This is a genomic window from Pseudoalteromonas sp. TAE79 (assembly GCF_000498015.1).
Classification (GTDB): Bacteria; Pseudomonadota; Gammaproteobacteria; order Enterobacterales; family Alteromonadaceae; genus Pseudoalteromonas.
Window position 1 is genome coordinate 42,139 of record NZ_AUTL01000131.1, and the last position, 17,784, is coordinate 59,922.

Here is a 17,784-nt window from a genome sequence, read left to right on the forward strand (position 1 = left end):
TCAACAGACCTCGGTTAACTTAGCTTGTGTTGTGCCATGGTTTGAATTTTTTCAACCATGGCTTTAATACCATTACCACGTGATGCGCTTAAGTGGCTTATAAGGCCGAGCTTTTCAAATTCTTCATACGCATTTTTATTCACTACTTGCTCTGGTGTGAGGCCATTGTAAAGCGCTAAAATAATGGCTAATAATCCTTTTACTATACGTGTATCTGAGTCACCAATTACAACAAGTGTATTTTCTGTTAAATCAAATTCAACAAACATCCATACTTTGCTTTCACAGCCTAGTACAAGTGCATCATCAGTCTTCAAAACATCAGCTAAAACAGGTAAAGTTTTTCCTAAAAGCATTATCTCACGATATTTTTGCTGCCAAGCGGGCGCATTTTTTATAGATTCTGTGACTTTGTTAAACGTATTTGTCATGAGTTATCCTAATTAATTCTATTAAAGTGACGTTTAGTCCAGTAAAGCGATACATTTTTTAAGTGAATCAATGAATATATCTACATCTTCATAGGTATTATAAAAACAAAAGCTCGCTCTTAGCGTTCCATTAAGCCCTAAATGTGTCATTAATGGCTGTGTACAATGGTGTCCACTCCTTACTGCAACCCCGTAACCGTCAAGTAAAGTTGCCAAATCATAAGGATGTTCATCATTTAAGTTGAAGCAGAGTGTACCAATATTGTCAGATAGGTTGCTATATATTGTAATGCCATCAACCTTTACCAATTTTTGAGCTGCATAACTAAACAATTTTTGCTCATATTGCTGGATTTTTGCGTGATCTAATTCATTTAAATAGTCTAATGCGGCACCAAAGCCTAAAACTCCAGAGATATTTGGTGTTCCAGTTTCAAATTTTGCAGGCGCAGGACGATAAGTACTGTGAGTTAAGTACACTTTATCGATCATTTCCCCACCTGATTGGTAAATCTCAAGGGTATTTAATTGCTCATATCGACCATAAAGTACACCTAATCCTGTTGGACCGAGCATTTTATGGCTTGAGCAGACATAAAAGTCACAGTTTAATTCACGTAAATTGGGNCCATCCACTAGAACAAGAGAATTGACGTCTTTTGCAGCTCTAATAAGTGGTTTTAAATCGGTGATATTACCCAGTGTGTTAGATGCTTGTGTAATAGCTAATAGGGTAGGTTTTGTTTCTTTTATAAATTCACAGCATTCTTTGGTGTTCAGCGTGCCATTTTTATTTAGTGGAAGCGCTATTAATTTAGCACCCGTTTGTTGACTCACTATTTGCCAAGGCACTATGTTTGCATGATGCTCAAGCGGAGATATCATTATGGTATGACTTTCATTTAAGCGCTTTTTTAATCCGTTAGCGACCAAGTTAATGGCTTCTGTAGCGCCTTTAGTCCATACAATCTCTTTACTAAATACATTGAAATACTCTGCAGTTTTATCCCGTACTTGTTCATATGCATAAGTTGCTTGCTCGCTAAGTGTATGGCGTCCACGGTGTACATTAGCGTTTTGAAACGTATAGAATTCAGTAATTGTATCTATAACTGATTGAGGCTTTTGTGAGGTTGCTGCTGAGTCTAAATAAACAAGCGGGCAGCCGTTTATTGTTTGATTTAATGTTGGGAAGTCGTTTCTAATTTTATTTATATCAAACTTTAAAGCAAGCATGGCTCATCTACATAGTGTTTTTAAGGCAGGAATTGTAATCGGTTTATGATAATTCTCAAGTGTTGTTAATAAAAAAGGCCGCAAAATGCGGCCTTTTTAAACTAACCAACGTTAATTAACGCTTGTCAGTTGATACGTAGTCACGTTGAGTGTAACCAGTATAAAGTTGACGAGGACGGCTGATCTTATGACCAGGTTGAGATAGCATCTCATCCCAGTGAGTGATCCAACCAACAGTACGTGCCATTGCAAAGATTACAGTGAACATGCTTGTTGGAATACCAATCGCTTTTAAGATAATACCAGAGTAGAAATCTACATTAGGGTATAGTTTTTTCTCTACAAAGTATGGGTCTTCAAGCGCAATTTGCTCAAGCTTCATAGCAATATCAAGAAGTGGATCTTGGATATTCAGCTCAGCTAAAACTTCGTGACACGTTTGACGCATTACTGTAGCGCGTGGGTCAAAGTTTTTGTAAACACGGTGTCCAAAGCCCATAAGGCGGAACGGGTCAGCTTTATCTTTAGCTTTAGCTACGTATTCATCAATACGGTCAACAGAGCCAATCTCTTCTAACATGTTTAAACATGCTTCATTAGCGCCGCCGTGAGCAGGTCCCCATAAAGATGCAATACCAGCTGCAATACATGCATACGGGTTAGCACCAGATGAACCAGCAAGACGAACTGTTGAAGTTGATGCATTTTGTTCATGATCTGCATGAAGCATAAAGATTTTATCCATTGCCTTAGCAGTAACAGGATTAACTTTATATTCTTCAGCAGGTACAGAGAACATCATGTGTAAGAAGTTTTCTGCGTAGCTTAAATCGTTACGTGGGTATACAAACGGTTGGCCGATATTTGTTTTATAAGCCATTGCCGCGATTGTTGGTAACTTAGCAACAAGCTTAATTGCGCTTGTTTTACGTTGTTCAGCATCAGTAATATCAAGGTCTTCATGATAGAAAGATGATAATGCACCCACTACACCACAAAGCATTGCCATTGGGTGAGCGTCAAAGCGGAAACCTTGGAAAAAGTTAGCAATCTTCTCGTCAAGCATAGTGCTTGTAGTGATTTCATTCTTAAAAACTTCATATTGTTCTTTAGAAGGTAACTCACCATTTAAAAGTAAGTAACAAAGTTCAATGTAATTTGAGTCTTCAGCTAATTGCTCAATTGGGTAACCGCGGTGAAGTAATACACCTTTACCACCATCGATATAGGTGATTGCAGATTCACAAGAACCAGTCGACATGAAACCTGGGTCATAAGTAAAGTGACCGTGTGAACCTAACGTACGTACGTCGATTACATCTTGGCCAGCAGTGCCTTGATAAATTGGAAGTTCGATTGGATCTAGTCCATCAATTTGGACTGTGGCTTTTTTATCTGCCATCGTTATGTATCTCCTATTAAGATATCTATTCTGATTTTTAGATTTTAAAGTTCTGAAATCTGTTTTAAGCACATCTTCGCATTTTAACGTGAAAGAGGGGGTTAAAGTCAATTTTTATAAACATTATGCATATATGTATAATAAATATTCGGTATTAATTAAATATAATACTATTGGCTAATTCGCAAACATCTCTAAATAAACAAGAATTGTAAAAAGCCCTGTGGGTATATATACTAACGGTGGTTTTAAACCGTATTGTATTTGGGTAAACATATTCTTAACAGCTTAAAATTTACAGGTTTGTGAACTTTAATTGTTTTGGTACGTTTATTTTGATAGTTCCATCAGTAATATTTGGTGGGTTTTTAGAAAAACAAGTAGATGAGCTCCACTGTGAGCAAGATGGGCAAGTAACTGTGAAAAAGCAAAGACCTGTAAATCTAGATCTAACAACTATATCTATGCCGGCAACGGCTAAAGCTTCAATTTTTCACCGCGTCACCGGTGTTGCATTATTTTTTGCTTTAACGTTTGTCATTTGGGCTTGGTCTGAGTCTCTCTCTTCAGCTGAAAGTTTTGAATTCGTCAAGGGTCTGTTTAACGGATTCATTGCCAAATTTATAGCTTGGGGCACTGTTTCTGTATTAGGTTATCACCTTATTGGTGGTATCCGTCATATGATTATGGATATGGGACATTGGGAAGAACTTGAATCAGGTAACCTCAGCGCTAAAGTTTCAATGGCTCTTGGTGTTGTGTTTGCCGTATTGGCAGGGGTGTGGATATGGTTTTAAATCAAGCAACTCTAAAACGTGATGGTGTACAAGACTTCGTATCTTTACGTACCACGGCATTAATAATCAGCGCTTACGCGATTTTTATTATCGGCTATTTTTTAGCGACGCCAGAAGTCACTTTCGAAGCCTGGACAGGCCTCTTCTCTAACCTAGCAATGAAAGGGTTTACGTTAATTACCCTTGTTTGCATTATGGTTCATACCCGCATTGGCCTTTGGCAAGTTCTTACAGACTATGTTAAGTGCGCAAAGCTTCGTGCAGTTTTAGGTTTTGTATTAAACCTAATGGCCGTTGCTTACGTAGCTATTGGTCTAATCGTATTATGGGGTGTTTAAGTGAAATATTCTGTTCGTGAATTTGACGCCGTAGTAATTGGTGCAGGTGGTGCAGGTATGCGCGCTGCTTTAGCAATTACAGAATCTGGCAAAACGTGTGCATTAATATCTAAAGTATTTCCAACGCGCTCACACACTGTATCTGCTCAAGGCGGTATTACGGTTGCGCTTGGTAATTCACACGAAGATAACTGGGAATGGCATATGTACGATACCGTTAAAGGTTCCGATTTCATCGGTGACCAAGACGCTATTGAATACATGTGTCAAACTGGCCCAGAAGCTATTACTGAATTAGAAAACATGGGTTTACCATTTTCTCGTTTTGAAAATGGCCGTGTTTACCAACGTCCTTTCGGTGGTCAATCGAAAAACTTTGGTGGTGAACAAGCCGCACGTACTGCAGCAGCTGCTGACCGTACAGGCCATGCTTTATTACACCTTCTTTATCAACAAAACGTTAAAAACAAAACAAATGTATTCTCTGAATGGTATGCACTTGATTTAGTTAAAAACGATAATGGTGATGTAGTAGGGTGTACTGCAATTGAGATTGAGACAGGTGAAGTTACCTTCTTTAAATCTAAAGCTGTTGTATTAGCTACTGGTGGTGCAGGTCGTATATTCGCATCAACCACTAATGCTCACATTAACACTGGTGACGGTGTTGGTATGGCAACACGTGCTGGTATTTCTATGCAAGACATGGAAATGTGGCAGTTCCACCCAACGGGTATTGCAGGTGCTGGTACGCTAGTAACTGAAGGTTGTCGTGGTGAAGGCGGTTATCTTTTAAATAAAGATGGCGAGCGCTTCATGGAACGTTACGCTCCAAACGCAAAAGACTTAGCGTCTCGCGACGTTGTTGCACGTTCAATGATGACTGAGATCCGTGAAGGGCGTGGCTGTGATGGTCCTTGGGGTCCACATCTTAAGTTAAAACTTGACCACTTAGGTGAAGAAACACTTAACTTACGTCTTCCTGGCGTATGTGACCTTGCTAAAACATTCGCTCACGTTGACCCTGCAAAAGAGCCAATTCCAGTAATTCCAACTTGTCATTATATGATGGGTGGTGTTCCTACGAATGTAAATGGACAAGCGCTACAAATCGATGCTCAAGGCAACGAAACAGTAGTTCAAGGTTTATTTGCAGTAGGTGAGATTGCCTGTGTATCTGTACATGGTGCAAACCGCTTAGGTGGTAACTCATTACTAGATTTAGTTGTGTTTGGTCGTGCTGCGGGTAACTTCTTAGGTAAGTACCTGAATGACGTTGAAATATCTAAAGCTGCTTCAGAATCAGATTTAGAAGCGTCTCTTGCACGTTACAATCGTTGGGAAAATTCAACGGCTGGCCAAGGTGAAGATCCAGTTCAAATCAAAAAAGACCTACAACAATGTATGCAGCTTAACTTCTCGGTATTCCGTGAGGGTGACTCAATGGCAGCAGGTCTTCAAGAACTTAAAGAAATTCGCGAACGTCTGCAACATGCTCGTCTTGATGATAAATCATCAGACTTCAACACGCAGCGTATCGAATGTCTTGAACTAGACAACTTAATGGAAACAGCTTACTCAACTGCAGTAGCTGCAAACTTCCGTACAGAAAGCCGTGGTGCACATTCTCGCTTTGACTTCCCAGATCGTGATGACGAAAACTGGTTATGTCACTCAGTATTCAATCCTGTAACGGATGAAATGAGTAAGCGTGACGTGAACTATGCGCCTAAAACGCGTGAAGCTTTCCCACCTAAAGCACGTGTTTACTAGGAGATAGACGATGGCACAAGTACAATTTTCAGTTTATCGTTATAATCCAGATGTTGACAACGCTCCTCGTATGCAAGAATACACCTTGCAAACAGAGGAAGGTCACGACATGATGGTGTTGGATGCACTTATTCTTCTAAAAGAACAAGATCCTACATTATCTTTCCGTCGTTCATGCCGTGAAGGTGTGTGTGGATCTGATGGTGTTAACATGAATGGTAAAAATGGTTTAGCATGTATTACTCCTTTATCTACGCTACAAAAAAATGGCAAAGGTAAAATAGTAGTACGTCCACTACCAGGTTTACCTGTGGTTCGTGACCTTGTTATTGACATGAGTCAGTTCTACACTCAGTACGAAAAAGTTAAACCTTATTTAATTAATGATCAGCCTGCAGCAGGCGAACGTCTTCAAACTATTGAAGAACGTGATAAATTAGACGGGTTATATGAGTGTATTTTGTGTGCATGTTGTTCAACATCGTGTCCTTCGTTCTGGTGGAATCCAGACAAGTTCATTGGTCCAGCAGGCCTTCTTCATGCTTACCGTTTCTTGGCTGATAGCCGAGATACAGCAACTGAAGAACGTTTAGCGGATTTAGACGATGCGTTCAGTGTGTTCCGTTGTCACAGTATCATGAACTGTGTTAGCGTTTGTCCTAAGGGTCTTAATCCGACCAAAGCAATTGGACAAATCAAATCTATGTTACTAAACCGAGCGGTTTGATAGCTTAGTAAAGGTAAGATGGCTAATATTAAAATTATATTAGCCATCTTGTTATAATAACTATTAATTTCTGCGCTAAAAAAAAGGGCTTATAAATGCACGAAGGTGTGATGAAGGCATGGCTAGAATCTTCACATTTAAACGGCGGCAACGTTGCTTATGTAGAAGAGCTTTATGAAGCGTATTTAGACGATGCGACTTCTGTGCCAGACGAATGGCGAGAAGTGTTTGAACAATTACCTAAAGTTGATGGTGTGGATGTTGAAGTAAAACATTCAGAGGTTCGAGCACAGTTTGCACAGCTTGCTAAAAACAAGCATAGAGAAGTAGTGGTAGCAGAGGGTAGTGGCGGTGACCTTAAACAGGTTAAAGTTCTACAACTTATTAATGCTTTCCGTTTTCGAGGACACCAAAATGCAAACCTAGATCCATTAGGCATTTGGCAGCGAGAACGTGTACGAGATTTAGAGCTAGAGTACCACGACTTATCTTCAAGTGATTTTGACCGCGAGTTTAACGTAGGATCGTTTGCCGTTGGGCGCGATACTATGCCTTTAGGTGAATTATACCAAGCTCTGAAAACTACTTATTGTGGTTCGGTTGGCGCTGAGTATATGCACATCACATCAACAGAGGAAAAACGTTGGTTACAACAACGTCTAGAATCTGTCCAGTCTAGACCTAAATTCTCAAAAGATGAAAAGCTTCGTATCCTTAAAGGGCTTACAGCAGCTGATGGTCTTGAAAAATATTTAGGCTCAAAGTTTCCAGGTGCTAAACGTTTTTCACTTGAAGGTGGTGATGCGTTAGTTCCAATGCTTAAAGAGCTTATTCACCGTGCTGGCGAAAGCGGCCAACAAGAAGCTGTTATTGGTATGGCTCACCGCGGTCGTTTAAATGTTCTTGTGAACGTACTTGGTAAAAACCCATCAGAGCTATTTGATGAATTTGCTGGTATTCATAAAGAAACATTAAGTTCTGGTGATGTTAAGTATCATATGGGTTACTCGTCTGATTTTGCTACCAAAGGTGGCAATGTACATATGGCGCTTGCTTTTAACCCATCACATCTTGAAATTGTTAATCCAGTAGTTATGGGCTCTGTGCGTGCTCGTCTTGATCGCTTAGGTGACAGCTCTGGTATTAAAGCATTACCAATTACGATTCATGGTGACTCTGCGATTGCTGGTCAAGGTGTTGTACAAGAAACGTTTAATATGTCACAAACTAACGCGTTTAGTTGTGGTGGTAGCATTCGTATTGTTGTTAACAACCAAGTAGGTTTCACAACCTCGAAGCAAGATGACGTTCGTTCAACGCCATACTGTACTGACATTGCTAAAATGGTTCAGTCTCCTATCTTCCATGTTAATTCAGATGATCCTGAAGCAGTTGCATTTGTTACTCAAATTGCACTTGATTTTAGAAATCAGTTTAAGCGTGATGTAGTAATCGATTTAGTTTGTTATCGTCGCCATGGTCACAATGAAGCTGATGAGCCTAATGCAACTCAGCCTGTTATGTACCAAAAAATCAAAAAACATCCAGTGCCGCGTTTAATCTATGCAAATCAACTTATTGCTGAAGGTTCTTTCTCTGAACAAGAAATTAAAGCGCTCGCTGATGAATATCGTGATGCATTAGATGAAGGTAACTGTGTTGTTTCTGAAATACAGCCAGAGACTTCACATTCTTCTGATTGGGCAAAGTATGTTGGTCATGAATGGGACGTTGAGTATGATGCTAGCGTACCTTTAGAAGAGCTTAAGGCTCTTGGTGAGAAGATAGCTTCTTACCCAGAGCAGTATAAAGCACAGTCACGCGTTAAAAAGATCTATGACGACCGTAAACTAATGGCTTCTGGAGAGAAACCACTTGATTGGGGTATGGCTGAAACGCTTGCTTATGCAACAATTGCAACTGAAGGTACTGATATTCGTTTAACGGGTCAGGATTCAGGACGTGGTACTTTTTTCCACCGTCATGCGGTAGTTCATAGCCAATCAGACGGTGCTACTTATACGCCGCTTCAACACTTGAGTGAAGACCAAGGTACTTTTCAAATATTTGACTCTGTTCTTTCTGAAGAAGCTGTTGTTGCCTTTGAATATGGTTATGCAACTGCGGAGCCAACTTCATTACTACTTTGGGAAGCTCAATTTGGTGATTTTGCCAATGGCGCTCAAGTAGTATTTGACCAATTTTTAAGTTCTGGTGAGCAAAAATGGGGCCGTCTATGTGGTCTTACAATATTGTTACCTCATGGTTACGAAGGTCAAGGTCCAGAGCATAGTTCAGCACGCCTAGAGCGTTTCTTACAACTATGTGCTGATCACAATATGCAAGTGTGTGTTCCTTCAACGCCAGCGCAAGTTTACGCTATGCTTCGTCGTCAATCAGTTCGACCACTTCGTCGTCCATTGATTGTTATGACGCCTAAGTCACTACTGCGTCATCCGCTTGCTACTTCATCACTTGAAGAACTTTCACACGGTGTTTTCCATAATATGATTGACGAAATCGATGATATTAAGCCAGAGAAAGTAGAGCGTGTTGTATTTTGTAGCGGTAAAGTTTACTACGAGCTATTACAAGAACGTCGTAAGCTTGAGCAAGATAATATTGCAATTGTACGTGTTGAGCAGTTATACCCGTTCCCACACGATGAAATGCAAACAATTATAGAGCGTTACCAACACGTAACTGATTTTGTTTGGTGTCAAGAAGAGCCACAAAACCAAGGTGCATGGTACTGTTCACAACATCACTTTATTGATGCAATCCCACAAGGTGCTAAATTAAAATATGCAGGTCGTAAAGCCTCTGCATCGCCAGCGTGTGGTTACATGTCAGTACATACTAAAGAACAACAAGCGCTCGTAGCCGACGCGCTTACTATAGAAAATAAAGGATAAGCAATGAGCACAGAAATTAAAGTTCCTGTTCTTCCTGAGTCGGTTGCAGATGCTACCGTTGCTACATGGCATGTAAGTGTTGGCGACAAAGTAACTCGCGATCAAAACTTAGTAGACATTGAAACAGATAAAGTGGTTTTAGAAGTGGTTGCACAGCACGACGGTGTAATTACAGAAATATCACAAGAAGAAGGTGCAACCGTACTTGGCGATCAAGTTATGGGTTTACTTGGTGATGCTGATGCAGCGCCAGCAAGTGAAGGTTCAACTAAAGAAGAATCAGCACCAGCTAAATCAGAAGACGCGCCAGCGGCGCAATCAGCACCAGCATCAGAAGGTAAAGAAGTGGACATTAAAGTACCTGTACTTCCAGAATCAGTTGCAGACGCAACAATTGCTACATGGCATGTACAACCAGGTGACGCGGTAACACGCGACCAAAACTTGGTAGATATTGAAACAGATAAAGTTGTTCTTGAAGTAGTAGCTCAAGAAGATGGCATCATGGGTGATATCATTCACGGCGAAGGCGATACTGTATTAGGCGAGCAAGTAATTGGTTCGGTTAAAGCAGGCGGTGCACCAGCGGCNTCCAGCTGCAAAAGCAGACTCAGCGCCAGCAGCAGATTCAAGCGAAAGTTCAGATGTGTTAACACCATCAGTTCGTCGTTTAATCGCAGAGAAAGGCTTAGACGCTTCTAAGATTAATGGCACGGGTAAAAATGGTCGTGTAACTAAAGAAGACGTTGATACTTTCTTAAAAGCGCCAGCGCCTAAAAAAGCAGAAGCTTCTGCTCCAGCAGCACCGATGGGCGATCGTACTCAAAAACGTGTTCCTATGACCCGTTTACGTAAAACGATTGCAACACGTCTTCTTGAAGCTAAAAACTCAACTGCAATGTTAACAACATTCAACGAAGTGAACATGGAACCAATCATGAGCCTTCGTAAGCAGTACCAAGAAGTGTTTGAAAAGCGTCATGGGATTCGTTTAGGTTTCATGTCTTTCTACGTGAAAGCGGTAACTGAAGCACTTAAGCGTTTCCCAGATGTTAACGCATCAATCGATGGTGACGATATTGTCTACCATAACTATTTTGATATCAGCATTGCAGTATCTACTCCACGTGGTCTAGTTACTCCAGTACTTAAAGATTGTGACAAACTATCTGTTGCTGAAATCGAAAAAGGTATTCGTGAGTTAGCACTTAAAGGTCGTGATGGTAAGCTTACGCTTGCTGATATGACCGGTGGTAACTTCACTATTACTAACGGTGGAGTATTTGGTTCATTACTATCTACACCTATCATTAACTTGCCACAGTCTTCAATTTTGGGTATGCATAAAATCCAAGACCGTCCTATGGCTGTAAATGGTAAAGTTGAAATACTTCCTATGATGTATTTAGCACTTTCTTATGACCACCGCATCATTGATGGTAAAGAATCTGTTGGTTTCTTAGTGACTATTAAAGAGTTGCTTGAAGATCCAACTCGCTTATTGCTAGATGTTTAATCTAGTTGTATGAAATGTAAGCTGTGAATGAACATTCACAGCTTTTTTTTTGCGCCTTTGGTCTTACTGGGGTTTTCATGTTAAGCCTTGGGATCTATACTAGGTGCGCAATTTGGGATAGTTGTTTATTTGAAAAAATATTCAGCTCTTTTAGTATAAAAAATTGGATAAAGCATCATGAATTTGCATGAGTATCAGGCAAAACAACTTTTTGCCGAATATGGTTTACCAGTTTCTCAAGGTTTCGCTTGCGATACACCTGAAGAAGCTGCAGCAGCTGCTGAAAAAATCGGCGGTGATATGTGGGTTGTTAAAACTCAGGTTCACGCAGGTGGACGTGGTAAAGCTGGCGGTGTAAAGCTAGTTAAAACTATCGACGAAGTAAAAGCGTTTGCAGCTAACTGGTTGGGTAAAAACCTAGTTACTTACCAAACAGACGAGAAAGGTCAGCCAGTAGCTAAAATTTTAGTTGAAAGCTGTACTGACATTGCTAACGAATTGTACCTAGGTGCAGTAGTTGACCGTGCATCTCGCAAAGTAGTTTTCATGGCGTCTACTGAAGGCGGCGTTGAAATTGAAACTGTTGCAGAAGAAACACCTGAGCTTATCCACAAAGCTGAAATCGATCCACTAGTGGGTCCACAGGCTTTCCAAGCACGTGAGCTAGGCTTCAAATTGGGTCTTAACCCAGTACAAATGAAGCAGTTTGTTAAGATCTTTATGGGTCTTGGTAAAATGTTCACTGATTTTGATTTCGCACTACTTGAAATCAACCCGTTAGTAATCACAGACGAAGGTAATCTTCACTGTCTTGACGGCAAAATCGGTATCGATGGTAATGCACTTTACCGTCAACCTAAAATCCGTGAGTTCCACGATCCATCTCAAGAAGATGCACGTGAAGCACACGCAGCAAGCTTCGAACTTAACTACGTTGCTCTAGATGGCAATGTTGGTTGTATGGTTAACGGTGCAGGCCTAGCGATGGGTACTATGGACATCGTAAACCTACATGGCGGCAAACCGGCTAACTTCCTAGATGTTGGCGGCGGCGCGACTAAAGAACGTGTTTCTGAAGCATTCAAAATCATTCTTTCTGACGACAATGTTAAAGCTGTTTTAGTAAACATCTTTGGCGGTATTGTACGTTGTGACATGATTGCTGAAGGCATCATTGGTGCAGTTAAAGAAGTTGGCGTAACCGTACCAGTTGTTGTACGTTTAGAAGGTACTAATGCTGAATTAGGTCGTGAAGTTCTTAAGAACTCTGGTCTAGATATCATTGCTGCTGAATCACTAACAGACGCTGCTGAGAAAGTTGTTGCTGCTGCGGAGGGCAAATAATGTCTGTATTAATCAATAAAGATACAAAAGTTATCTGTCAAGGTTTCACTGGTGGCCAAGGTACTTTCCACTCAGAGCAAGCGCTTGAGTACGGTACACAAATGGTTGGTGGTGTTAGCCCGGGTAAAGGCGGTCAAACGCACCTTGGTCTTCCTGTATTCAACACAGTTCGTGATGCTGTTCAAGAAACTGGCGCAACAGCTTCAGTTATTTATGTACCAGCTCCTTTCTGTAAAGATGCAATCTTAGAAGCTATCGATGCTGGCATCGAGCTCATTGTTTGTATCACTGAAGGTATCCCTACACTTGATATGGTTGATGTTAAAATCAAACTAGATCAAACAGGTACTCGTATGATCGGTCCTAACTGTCCAGGTGTTATCACTCCTGGTGAGACTAAGATTGGTATCATGCCTGGTCATATCCACAAACCAGGTAAAGTAGGTATTGTTTCTCGCTCTGGTACTTTAACGTACGAAGCAGTTAAGCAAACTACTGATGCTGGTTTTGGTCAGTCTACGTGTGTTGGTATTGGTGGTGATCCAATTCCAGGTACTAACTTTATCGACGTTCTAGAAATGTTTGAAAAAGATCCACAAACTGAAGCAATCGTAATGATTGGTGAAATTGGTGGTACTGCAGAAGAAGAAGCTGCAGAGTACATCAAAGCAAACGTAACTAAACCTGTAGTATCTTACATTGCTGGTGTTACTGCACCAGAAGGTAAGCGTATGGGTCACGCTGGCGCAATCATTGCCGGTGGTAAAGGTACTGCTGATGAGAAATTTGCTGCATTAGAAGCTGCGGGCGTAAAAACTGTACGTTCACTTGCTGATATCGGTAAAGCACTTAAAGAGAAAACAGGCTGGTAATCGCTTGTTTCCTTTAAAAAGGCCCGCATATGCGGGCCTTTTTGTTATTAGCTGAAAATTTAGAACGGGTAACTGATATGTTGGAAAAAACGTACAGATAAATCTTGTCGCTGCTTATTTATGGCTAGCTCATTGCACAGAGAATGAATTGTTTTTTCCACTTGGTTCATAAATCGACCGTACCCCATTTCATGTTTATCCTGTTGCGTAGCAACCACTACAAAATGTAGGGTCTCTACTAGTTTATTTGCCTCATAAAAATACTTAATCTGATTTTCATTAGAGTCAATATCAAAACTTAATTTTTGAAGTTCTGCATTGCCTTCACTTTTATCAATTTTACTGTTTCGTATAATAGGTGTTGCGCCATTAGCAACCATAGCGCCATGATTCAGGTTGTTATTTTGACACGCACGTATAAATGAGTAGGCAAAGTAGTCATAAAATTTAGCATAGTCATTTGTGTTCATTAGTGTTTGAAATTGCGTTTTAATAGCGCGCGAAACCGGTATAGTAAAAGTCGCGTAAGTCATCTCTGCGTGTTCATCGGGTATGCTGCATTGTCTTGACTGATAGCGAGGGAAAAGGCTTCTTAATTTGTAACCATAGCTTTCCTTATTGCCTTTTTCTTTAGCAAATAGGTCATATGTTAAGTGTTGATGATCGCGAAGTTTAAACTGGGATTGATTTACTAAAAGTTGTTCTTGTAGAGTGTTTAAGACTTTTTGAACTTTATTATGAAATTCTGCAGAGTTGGCTCGTAAATCATCGCCTGTAGCTAAAAATAGAATACGTATTTTTTTACTCTGTGTACCTTCAGTGTAATAAATCTTATGCGCTTCATGATAGCAAGGGTTATAAAAAAAGAGCATCTGTTTATCTGTCTCAAACTGATAAGACTCATCATTAAACCTTACAACGGGCAATTTATCATTCGCTAATAAGTGCACATTATGAAGCTCATACTCATCGCAAGAAGCAAACAGTTGGCGCGCAACACGTTCATAGCAACAATTTATATTACTAAAGCTTTTGTAAAAATCCTGATTAGGGGTGACTTCTGCTAAAAGGTAGTGGTTTGCGCGTGCGTTAGTTGGAATATATACACGATGTTGATTAAGTGTAGCCATCTTCGAATCCTTATAAAGTAGGTTATTTTGCTACTATAATTGGCTTTGATGACTTAAATATTGCGCTAAAACAAATTTTATTCATAAACAAGAGTTAAGCTGAATTAAAGTTAAGTAATATCTAAAATAAACCTTAATCTATTGCTGTATGTTAGTGTATGTTTTTGTAATAATGCATTAGTTTTGTTATTACGTAATATTTAGAGGACTGCACTCCTATGGCGGAAACTGAGAATCGCCCAAGTAACTTTATTAGAACCCGAATTGATGAAGACTTATCAAGTGGAAAACATGCCACTACGCATACACGTTTCCCACCTGAACCAAATGGCTTTTTGCATATTGGTCATGCCAAATCAATTTGTTTAAATTTTGGTATCGCAAAAGATTATAACGGTTTATGTAACCTACGTTTCGACGATACAAACCCAGAAAAAGAAGATATTAACTACGTTAATTCTATAAAAGAAGATGTTCAGTGGTTAGGTTTCAATTGGGATGGTGATATAAAGTATTCTTCTAATTATTTTGATACTTTATATGGCTACGCTGTTGAGTTAATTGAAAAAGGTTTAGCCTACGTTTGTTTTTTAACAGCAGATCAAGCACGTGAATATCGTGGCACATTAAAAGAGCCAGGTAAAAACAGCCCATACAGAGATACTTCAGTTGAAGAAAACCTAGCGTTATTTGAAAAAATGCGTGCTGGCGAATTCAAAGAAGGTGAATGTGTCTTGCGTGCAAAAATTGATATGGCAAGCTCATTTATGGTGCTTCGCGATCCAATTATTTACCGTGTACGTTTTGCTCATCATCATCAAACAGCAGACAAGTGGTGCATTTACCCAATGTATGACTTTACGCACTGTATTTCTGATGCGCTAGAGGGCATTACACATTCGTTATGTACATTAGAATTCCAAGATAACCGCCGTTTATACGATTGGGTACTTGATAACATTAGTTTAGAGTGTCACCCACAGCAAATTGAGTTTTCACGTTTAAATCTTGAATACACAATTATGTCTAAGCGCAAGCTAAGCGATTTAGTGGTAAATAACCATGTAGAAGGGTGGGATGACCCACGCATGCCTACAATTGCAGGTTTACGTCGCCGTGGTTATACACCTGGCTCAATTCGTGAGTTTTGTTTGCGCATTGGTGTAACAAAGCAAGAGAATATGGTTGAAATGGGCATGCTTGAAGCGTGTATCCGTGAAGATTTAAACGAAAATGCACCGCGTGTAATGGCCGTACTCGATCCTGTTAAAGTTGTTATTGAAAACTACGATGCAGACAAGGTTGAGGTTTTATCTGTGGCCAATCACCCAAATAAAGAAGAAATGGGTCGCCGTGATGTACCATTTACTCGTGAAATCTATATAGAACGAGAAGACTTTAAAGAAGAAGCGAATAACAAGTTTAAACGTTTAGTGCTTGATAAAGAAGTACGCTTACGTGGCGCTTATGTTATTAAAGCACAGCGTGTTGAAAAAGACGAAAACGGCGAAATCACAACTATTTTCTGTACTTACGATGCTCAAACACTTGGTAAAAATCCAAGTGACGGACGTAAAGTAAAAGGTGTTATTCATTGGGTTTCAGCACCAGAGTGTATTACGGCAGAAGTTCGTTTATACGATCGTTTGTTTAGTGTGCCAAACCCAGCAGCTGCAGAGGAATTTGAAACAACATTAAATCCTGAGTCACTGGTTGTTTTATCAAACGCTAAATTAGAGCCATCGCTTGCCAATTCACAAGCAGAGCAGGGCTTTCAGTTTGAGCGTACAGGTTATTTCTCTCGTGATTCTAAATCAGAGAACGTTGTATTTAACCAAACAGTGGGTCTTCGCGATTCATGGTCTAAAACTCAATAAGTAATATCTAAAAAACCTGAACTCTGGATAATAAATCTATCTCGAGCAACTATTTTCAGCGCTAACTGCGTTGAATTTACTTGCAATAGGCCAGCTATTGACGCGTGAATTCGCCTTGTTTTCACTTAAAATCTCTGGCTAGAGAAAATAAATTTAAATATCACCATGATTCAATACGTTGGTAAATCTCTTAACCAGAGTTCATATATGGTCTCCTCCAGTATTGCAAGGTGTCATTCAACGATAGCAGGGACAGGTTTGCTGTCATATATACGGTCTTTTAGTGAAGATTATTACTTCTGACCTTGATGTAATCCGCGCATATTGTCCTGATCAGGTTATCGGTATTTACTACCACTGAACTCTATAGGTTTTCAATATGCAGGTTTGACCTGTTATGTCATCGTTTTAGCCACTTACGCAATTCTTTGAAGAGTATTTATACGGGTGAGTAACTCTCACCTGAAGCGCTAATAGCCCAAGCCATTCTCGCCATCTTGTTGGCATAAGCTACACATGCTCGATTATGCCCTCGAGTTTGAACCAGTCGGTTTATCCATTGACTTAATTTATCATTCTTCGTTTTTGCTCTTGAGACAACCGCTTTTGCTCCTTGGATCAACAGGCACCTTAAGTAGCTATTTCCTCGCTTACTTATCCCAAGTAAAGTATCTTTCCCGCCACTACTGTGTTGACGCGGAACGATACCTAAAGACGCTGAAACATCGCGGCCTCTTTTATAGTTACTGCCATTTCCAACTTCATTGAAATAGGCGCTTGATACCATAGGACCAAATCCAGGTATTGTTTGGATCCGTTGGCAAATATCATTATTTTTTGCTGTTTCAACTATTAATGTACTGTAAGTTTCAATGCAGCTGTCTAAGTTACTCAATTGTGTTTCTAACTGCTTTAGTACCGCTTTAAATGCGCCTGATAATCCGGTATTTTCATCTTCTAAAATTAGGGGGATACTTTTGCGTATTGTGTTTATACCCTGATTTAAAATAATTCCGTATTCAGCAGTTAAGCCTCGGATTTGATTGCATAGTGCCGTTCTTTGTCTGACCGCTAATTCTCTCGCTTTGTGCTGTGCTTGGTTATCTTGTTGCTCAACTGATTTTATACAGACACTCTTAATATGATGTTGTTTTGAAGCAACGCTAATTGCTAAAGCATCGTTATAATCATTTTTATTGCCAACTAAGAAGGCTTTTACATGCTGAGGTGGAATAAGCTTTATCTGATGACCACATTTTCTGATTTCTCGAGCCCAAAAATGAGAAGTTGCACAGGCCTCTAAAGCAACTAAACACGTAGTGTGTTGTTGGAAAAAAGATAACACTTGCGCACGCTTTAACATTTTCTTTTTAACTAAGCGCCCTTGTTCATTGCAGCACACCACATGGAAAAATCTTTTTGCTAT

At 40.0% G+C, this 17,784-nt stretch carries 13 protein-coding genes and 1 pseudogene; 9 read left to right on the plus strand and 5 right to left on the minus strand.

Annotation, left to right across the window (positions count from 1 at the left end):
* Nucleotides 1-14: 14 nt before the first annotated feature.
* The 3 genes from L655_RS0109030 to L655_RS0109040 form a co-directional block, all read right to left on the minus strand.
* On the minus strand, nucleotides 15-431 hold the full coding sequence (locus L655_RS0109030) for a SufE family protein (RefSeq protein ID WP_024604819.1): 417 nt from the start codon (nucleotides 429-431) through the stop codon (nucleotides 15-17).
* A 33-nt stretch (nucleotides 432-464) separates the two neighbouring features.
* A complete protein-coding gene (locus L655_RS0109035; RefSeq protein WP_024604820.1) occupies nucleotides 465-1,667 on the minus strand; it encodes a SufS family cysteine desulfurase in 1,203 nt (400 codons plus the stop codon).
* A 115-nt stretch (nucleotides 1,668-1,782) separates the two neighbouring features.
* Nucleotides 1,783-3,069, minus strand: coding sequence for a citrate synthase (locus L655_RS0109040; RefSeq protein ID WP_024594661.1), 1,287 nt, complete (start codon nucleotides 3,067-3,069; stop codon nucleotides 1,783-1,785).
* A gap of 419 nt (nucleotides 3,070-3,488) precedes the next feature.
* Here L655_RS0109040 and sdhC point away from each other — a divergent pair, with 419 nt between their 5' ends.
* The 8 genes and pseudogenes from sdhC (at nucleotide 3,489) to sucD (ending at nucleotide 13,351) form a co-directional block, all read left to right on the plus strand.
* Entirely contained in the window at nucleotides 3,489-3,866 is a 378-nt protein-coding gene (gene sdhC, locus L655_RS0109045; protein ID WP_076914908.1) for a succinate dehydrogenase, cytochrome b556 subunit, read from the plus strand.
* A complete protein-coding gene (gene sdhD / locus L655_RS0109050) occupies nucleotides 3,857-4,204 on the plus strand; it encodes a succinate dehydrogenase, hydrophobic membrane anchor protein (RefSeq protein ID WP_007586873.1) in 348 nt (115 codons plus the stop codon). Before sdhC ends, sdhD begins: the two co-directional genes overlap by 10 nt.
* A complete protein-coding gene (gene sdhA / locus L655_RS0109055; RefSeq protein WP_024594659.1) occupies nucleotides 4,205-5,977 on the plus strand; it encodes a succinate dehydrogenase flavoprotein subunit in 1,773 nt (590 codons plus the stop codon).
* 10 nt (nucleotides 5,978-5,987) lie between these two features.
* On the plus strand, nucleotides 5,988-6,704 hold the full coding sequence (locus tag L655_RS0109060; protein ID WP_007375751.1) for a succinate dehydrogenase iron-sulfur subunit: 717 nt from the start codon (nucleotides 5,988-5,990) through the stop codon (nucleotides 6,702-6,704).
* A 95-nt stretch (nucleotides 6,705-6,799) separates the two neighbouring features.
* Nucleotides 6,800-9,619, plus strand: coding sequence for a 2-oxoglutarate dehydrogenase E1 component (gene sucA, locus L655_RS0109065; RefSeq protein WP_024604821.1), 2,820 nt, complete (start codon nucleotides 6,800-6,802; stop codon nucleotides 9,617-9,619).
* A 3-nt stretch (nucleotides 9,620-9,622) separates the two neighbouring features.
* Nucleotides 9,623-11,135, plus strand: a pseudogene (gene odhB / locus L655_RS01000000125355) (2-oxoglutarate dehydrogenase complex dihydrolipoyllysine-residue succinyltransferase).
* Nucleotides 11,136-11,312: 177 nt separating this feature from the next.
* On the plus strand, nucleotides 11,313-12,479 hold the full coding sequence (gene sucC / locus L655_RS0109075) for an ADP-forming succinate--CoA ligase subunit beta (protein ID WP_024599574.1): 1,167 nt from the start codon (nucleotides 11,313-11,315) through the stop codon (nucleotides 12,477-12,479).
* Nucleotides 12,479-13,351: a succinate--CoA ligase subunit alpha gene (gene sucD, locus L655_RS0109080; protein ID WP_024599573.1), complete on the plus strand. Its 873-nt coding sequence runs from the start codon at nucleotides 12,479-12,481 to the stop codon at nucleotides 13,349-13,351. Before sucC ends, sucD begins: the two co-directional genes overlap by 1 nt.
* A 59-nt stretch (nucleotides 13,352-13,410) precedes the next feature.
* Here the strand turns inward: sucD and L655_RS0109085 are convergent, their stop codons facing one another.
* Nucleotides 13,411-14,481 (minus strand): DUF3083 family protein, encoded by a 1,071-nt coding sequence (locus L655_RS0109085; RefSeq protein ID WP_024604822.1) that lies wholly within the window; start codon nucleotides 14,479-14,481, stop codon nucleotides 13,411-13,413.
* Between the two features lie 218 nt (nucleotides 14,482-14,699).
* On the opposite strand from L655_RS0109085, the gene glnS reads away from it, so the two are divergent.
* Nucleotides 14,700-16,358: a glutamine--tRNA ligase gene (glnS, locus tag L655_RS0109090; RefSeq protein ID WP_024604823.1), complete on the plus strand. Its 1,659-nt coding sequence runs from the start codon at nucleotides 14,700-14,702 to the stop codon at nucleotides 16,356-16,358.
* A gap of 439 nt (nucleotides 16,359-16,797) precedes the next feature.
* On the opposite strand, the gene L655_RS0109095 is transcribed toward glnS, so the two are convergent.
* On the minus strand, nucleotides 16,798-17,784 hold a 987-nt coding region (locus L655_RS0109095), incomplete at its 5' end, for an IS110 family transposase (RefSeq protein ID WP_024604568.1).

What these genes read in the sequence shown, in the direction of transcription:
- L655_RS0109030 (WP_024604819.1), bottom strand. Translation starts at nt 431, where the DNA reads ATGACAAATACGTTTAACAAAGTCACAGAATCTATAAAAAATGCGCCC.
- L655_RS0109040 (WP_024594661.1), bottom strand. Translation starts at nt 3,069, where the DNA reads ATGGCAGATAAAAAAGCCACAGTCCAAATTGATGGACTAGATCCAATC.
- sdhD (WP_007586873.1), top strand. Translation starts at nt 3,857, where the DNA reads ATGGTTTTAAATCAAGCAACTCTAAAACGTGATGGTGTACAAGACTTC.
- L655_RS0109060 (WP_007375751.1), top strand. Translation starts at nt 5,988, where the DNA reads ATGGCACAAGTACAATTTTCAGTTTATCGTTATAATCCAGATGTTGAC.
- sucA (WP_024604821.1), top strand. Translation starts at nt 6,800, where the DNA reads ATGCACGAAGGTGTGATGAAGGCATGGCTAGAATCTTCACATTTAAAC.
- sucC (WP_024599574.1), top strand. Translation starts at nt 11,313, where the DNA reads ATGAATTTGCATGAGTATCAGGCAAAACAACTTTTTGCCGAATATGGT.
- sucD (WP_024599573.1), top strand. Translation starts at nt 12,479, where the DNA reads ATGTCTGTATTAATCAATAAAGATACAAAAGTTATCTGTCAAGGTTTC.
- L655_RS0109085 (WP_024604822.1), bottom strand. Translation starts at nt 14,481, where the DNA reads ATGGCTACACTTAATCAACATCGTGTATATATTCCAACTAACGCACGC.
- glnS (WP_024604823.1), top strand. Translation starts at nt 14,700, where the DNA reads ATGGCGGAAACTGAGAATCGCCCAAGTAACTTTATTAGAACCCGAATT.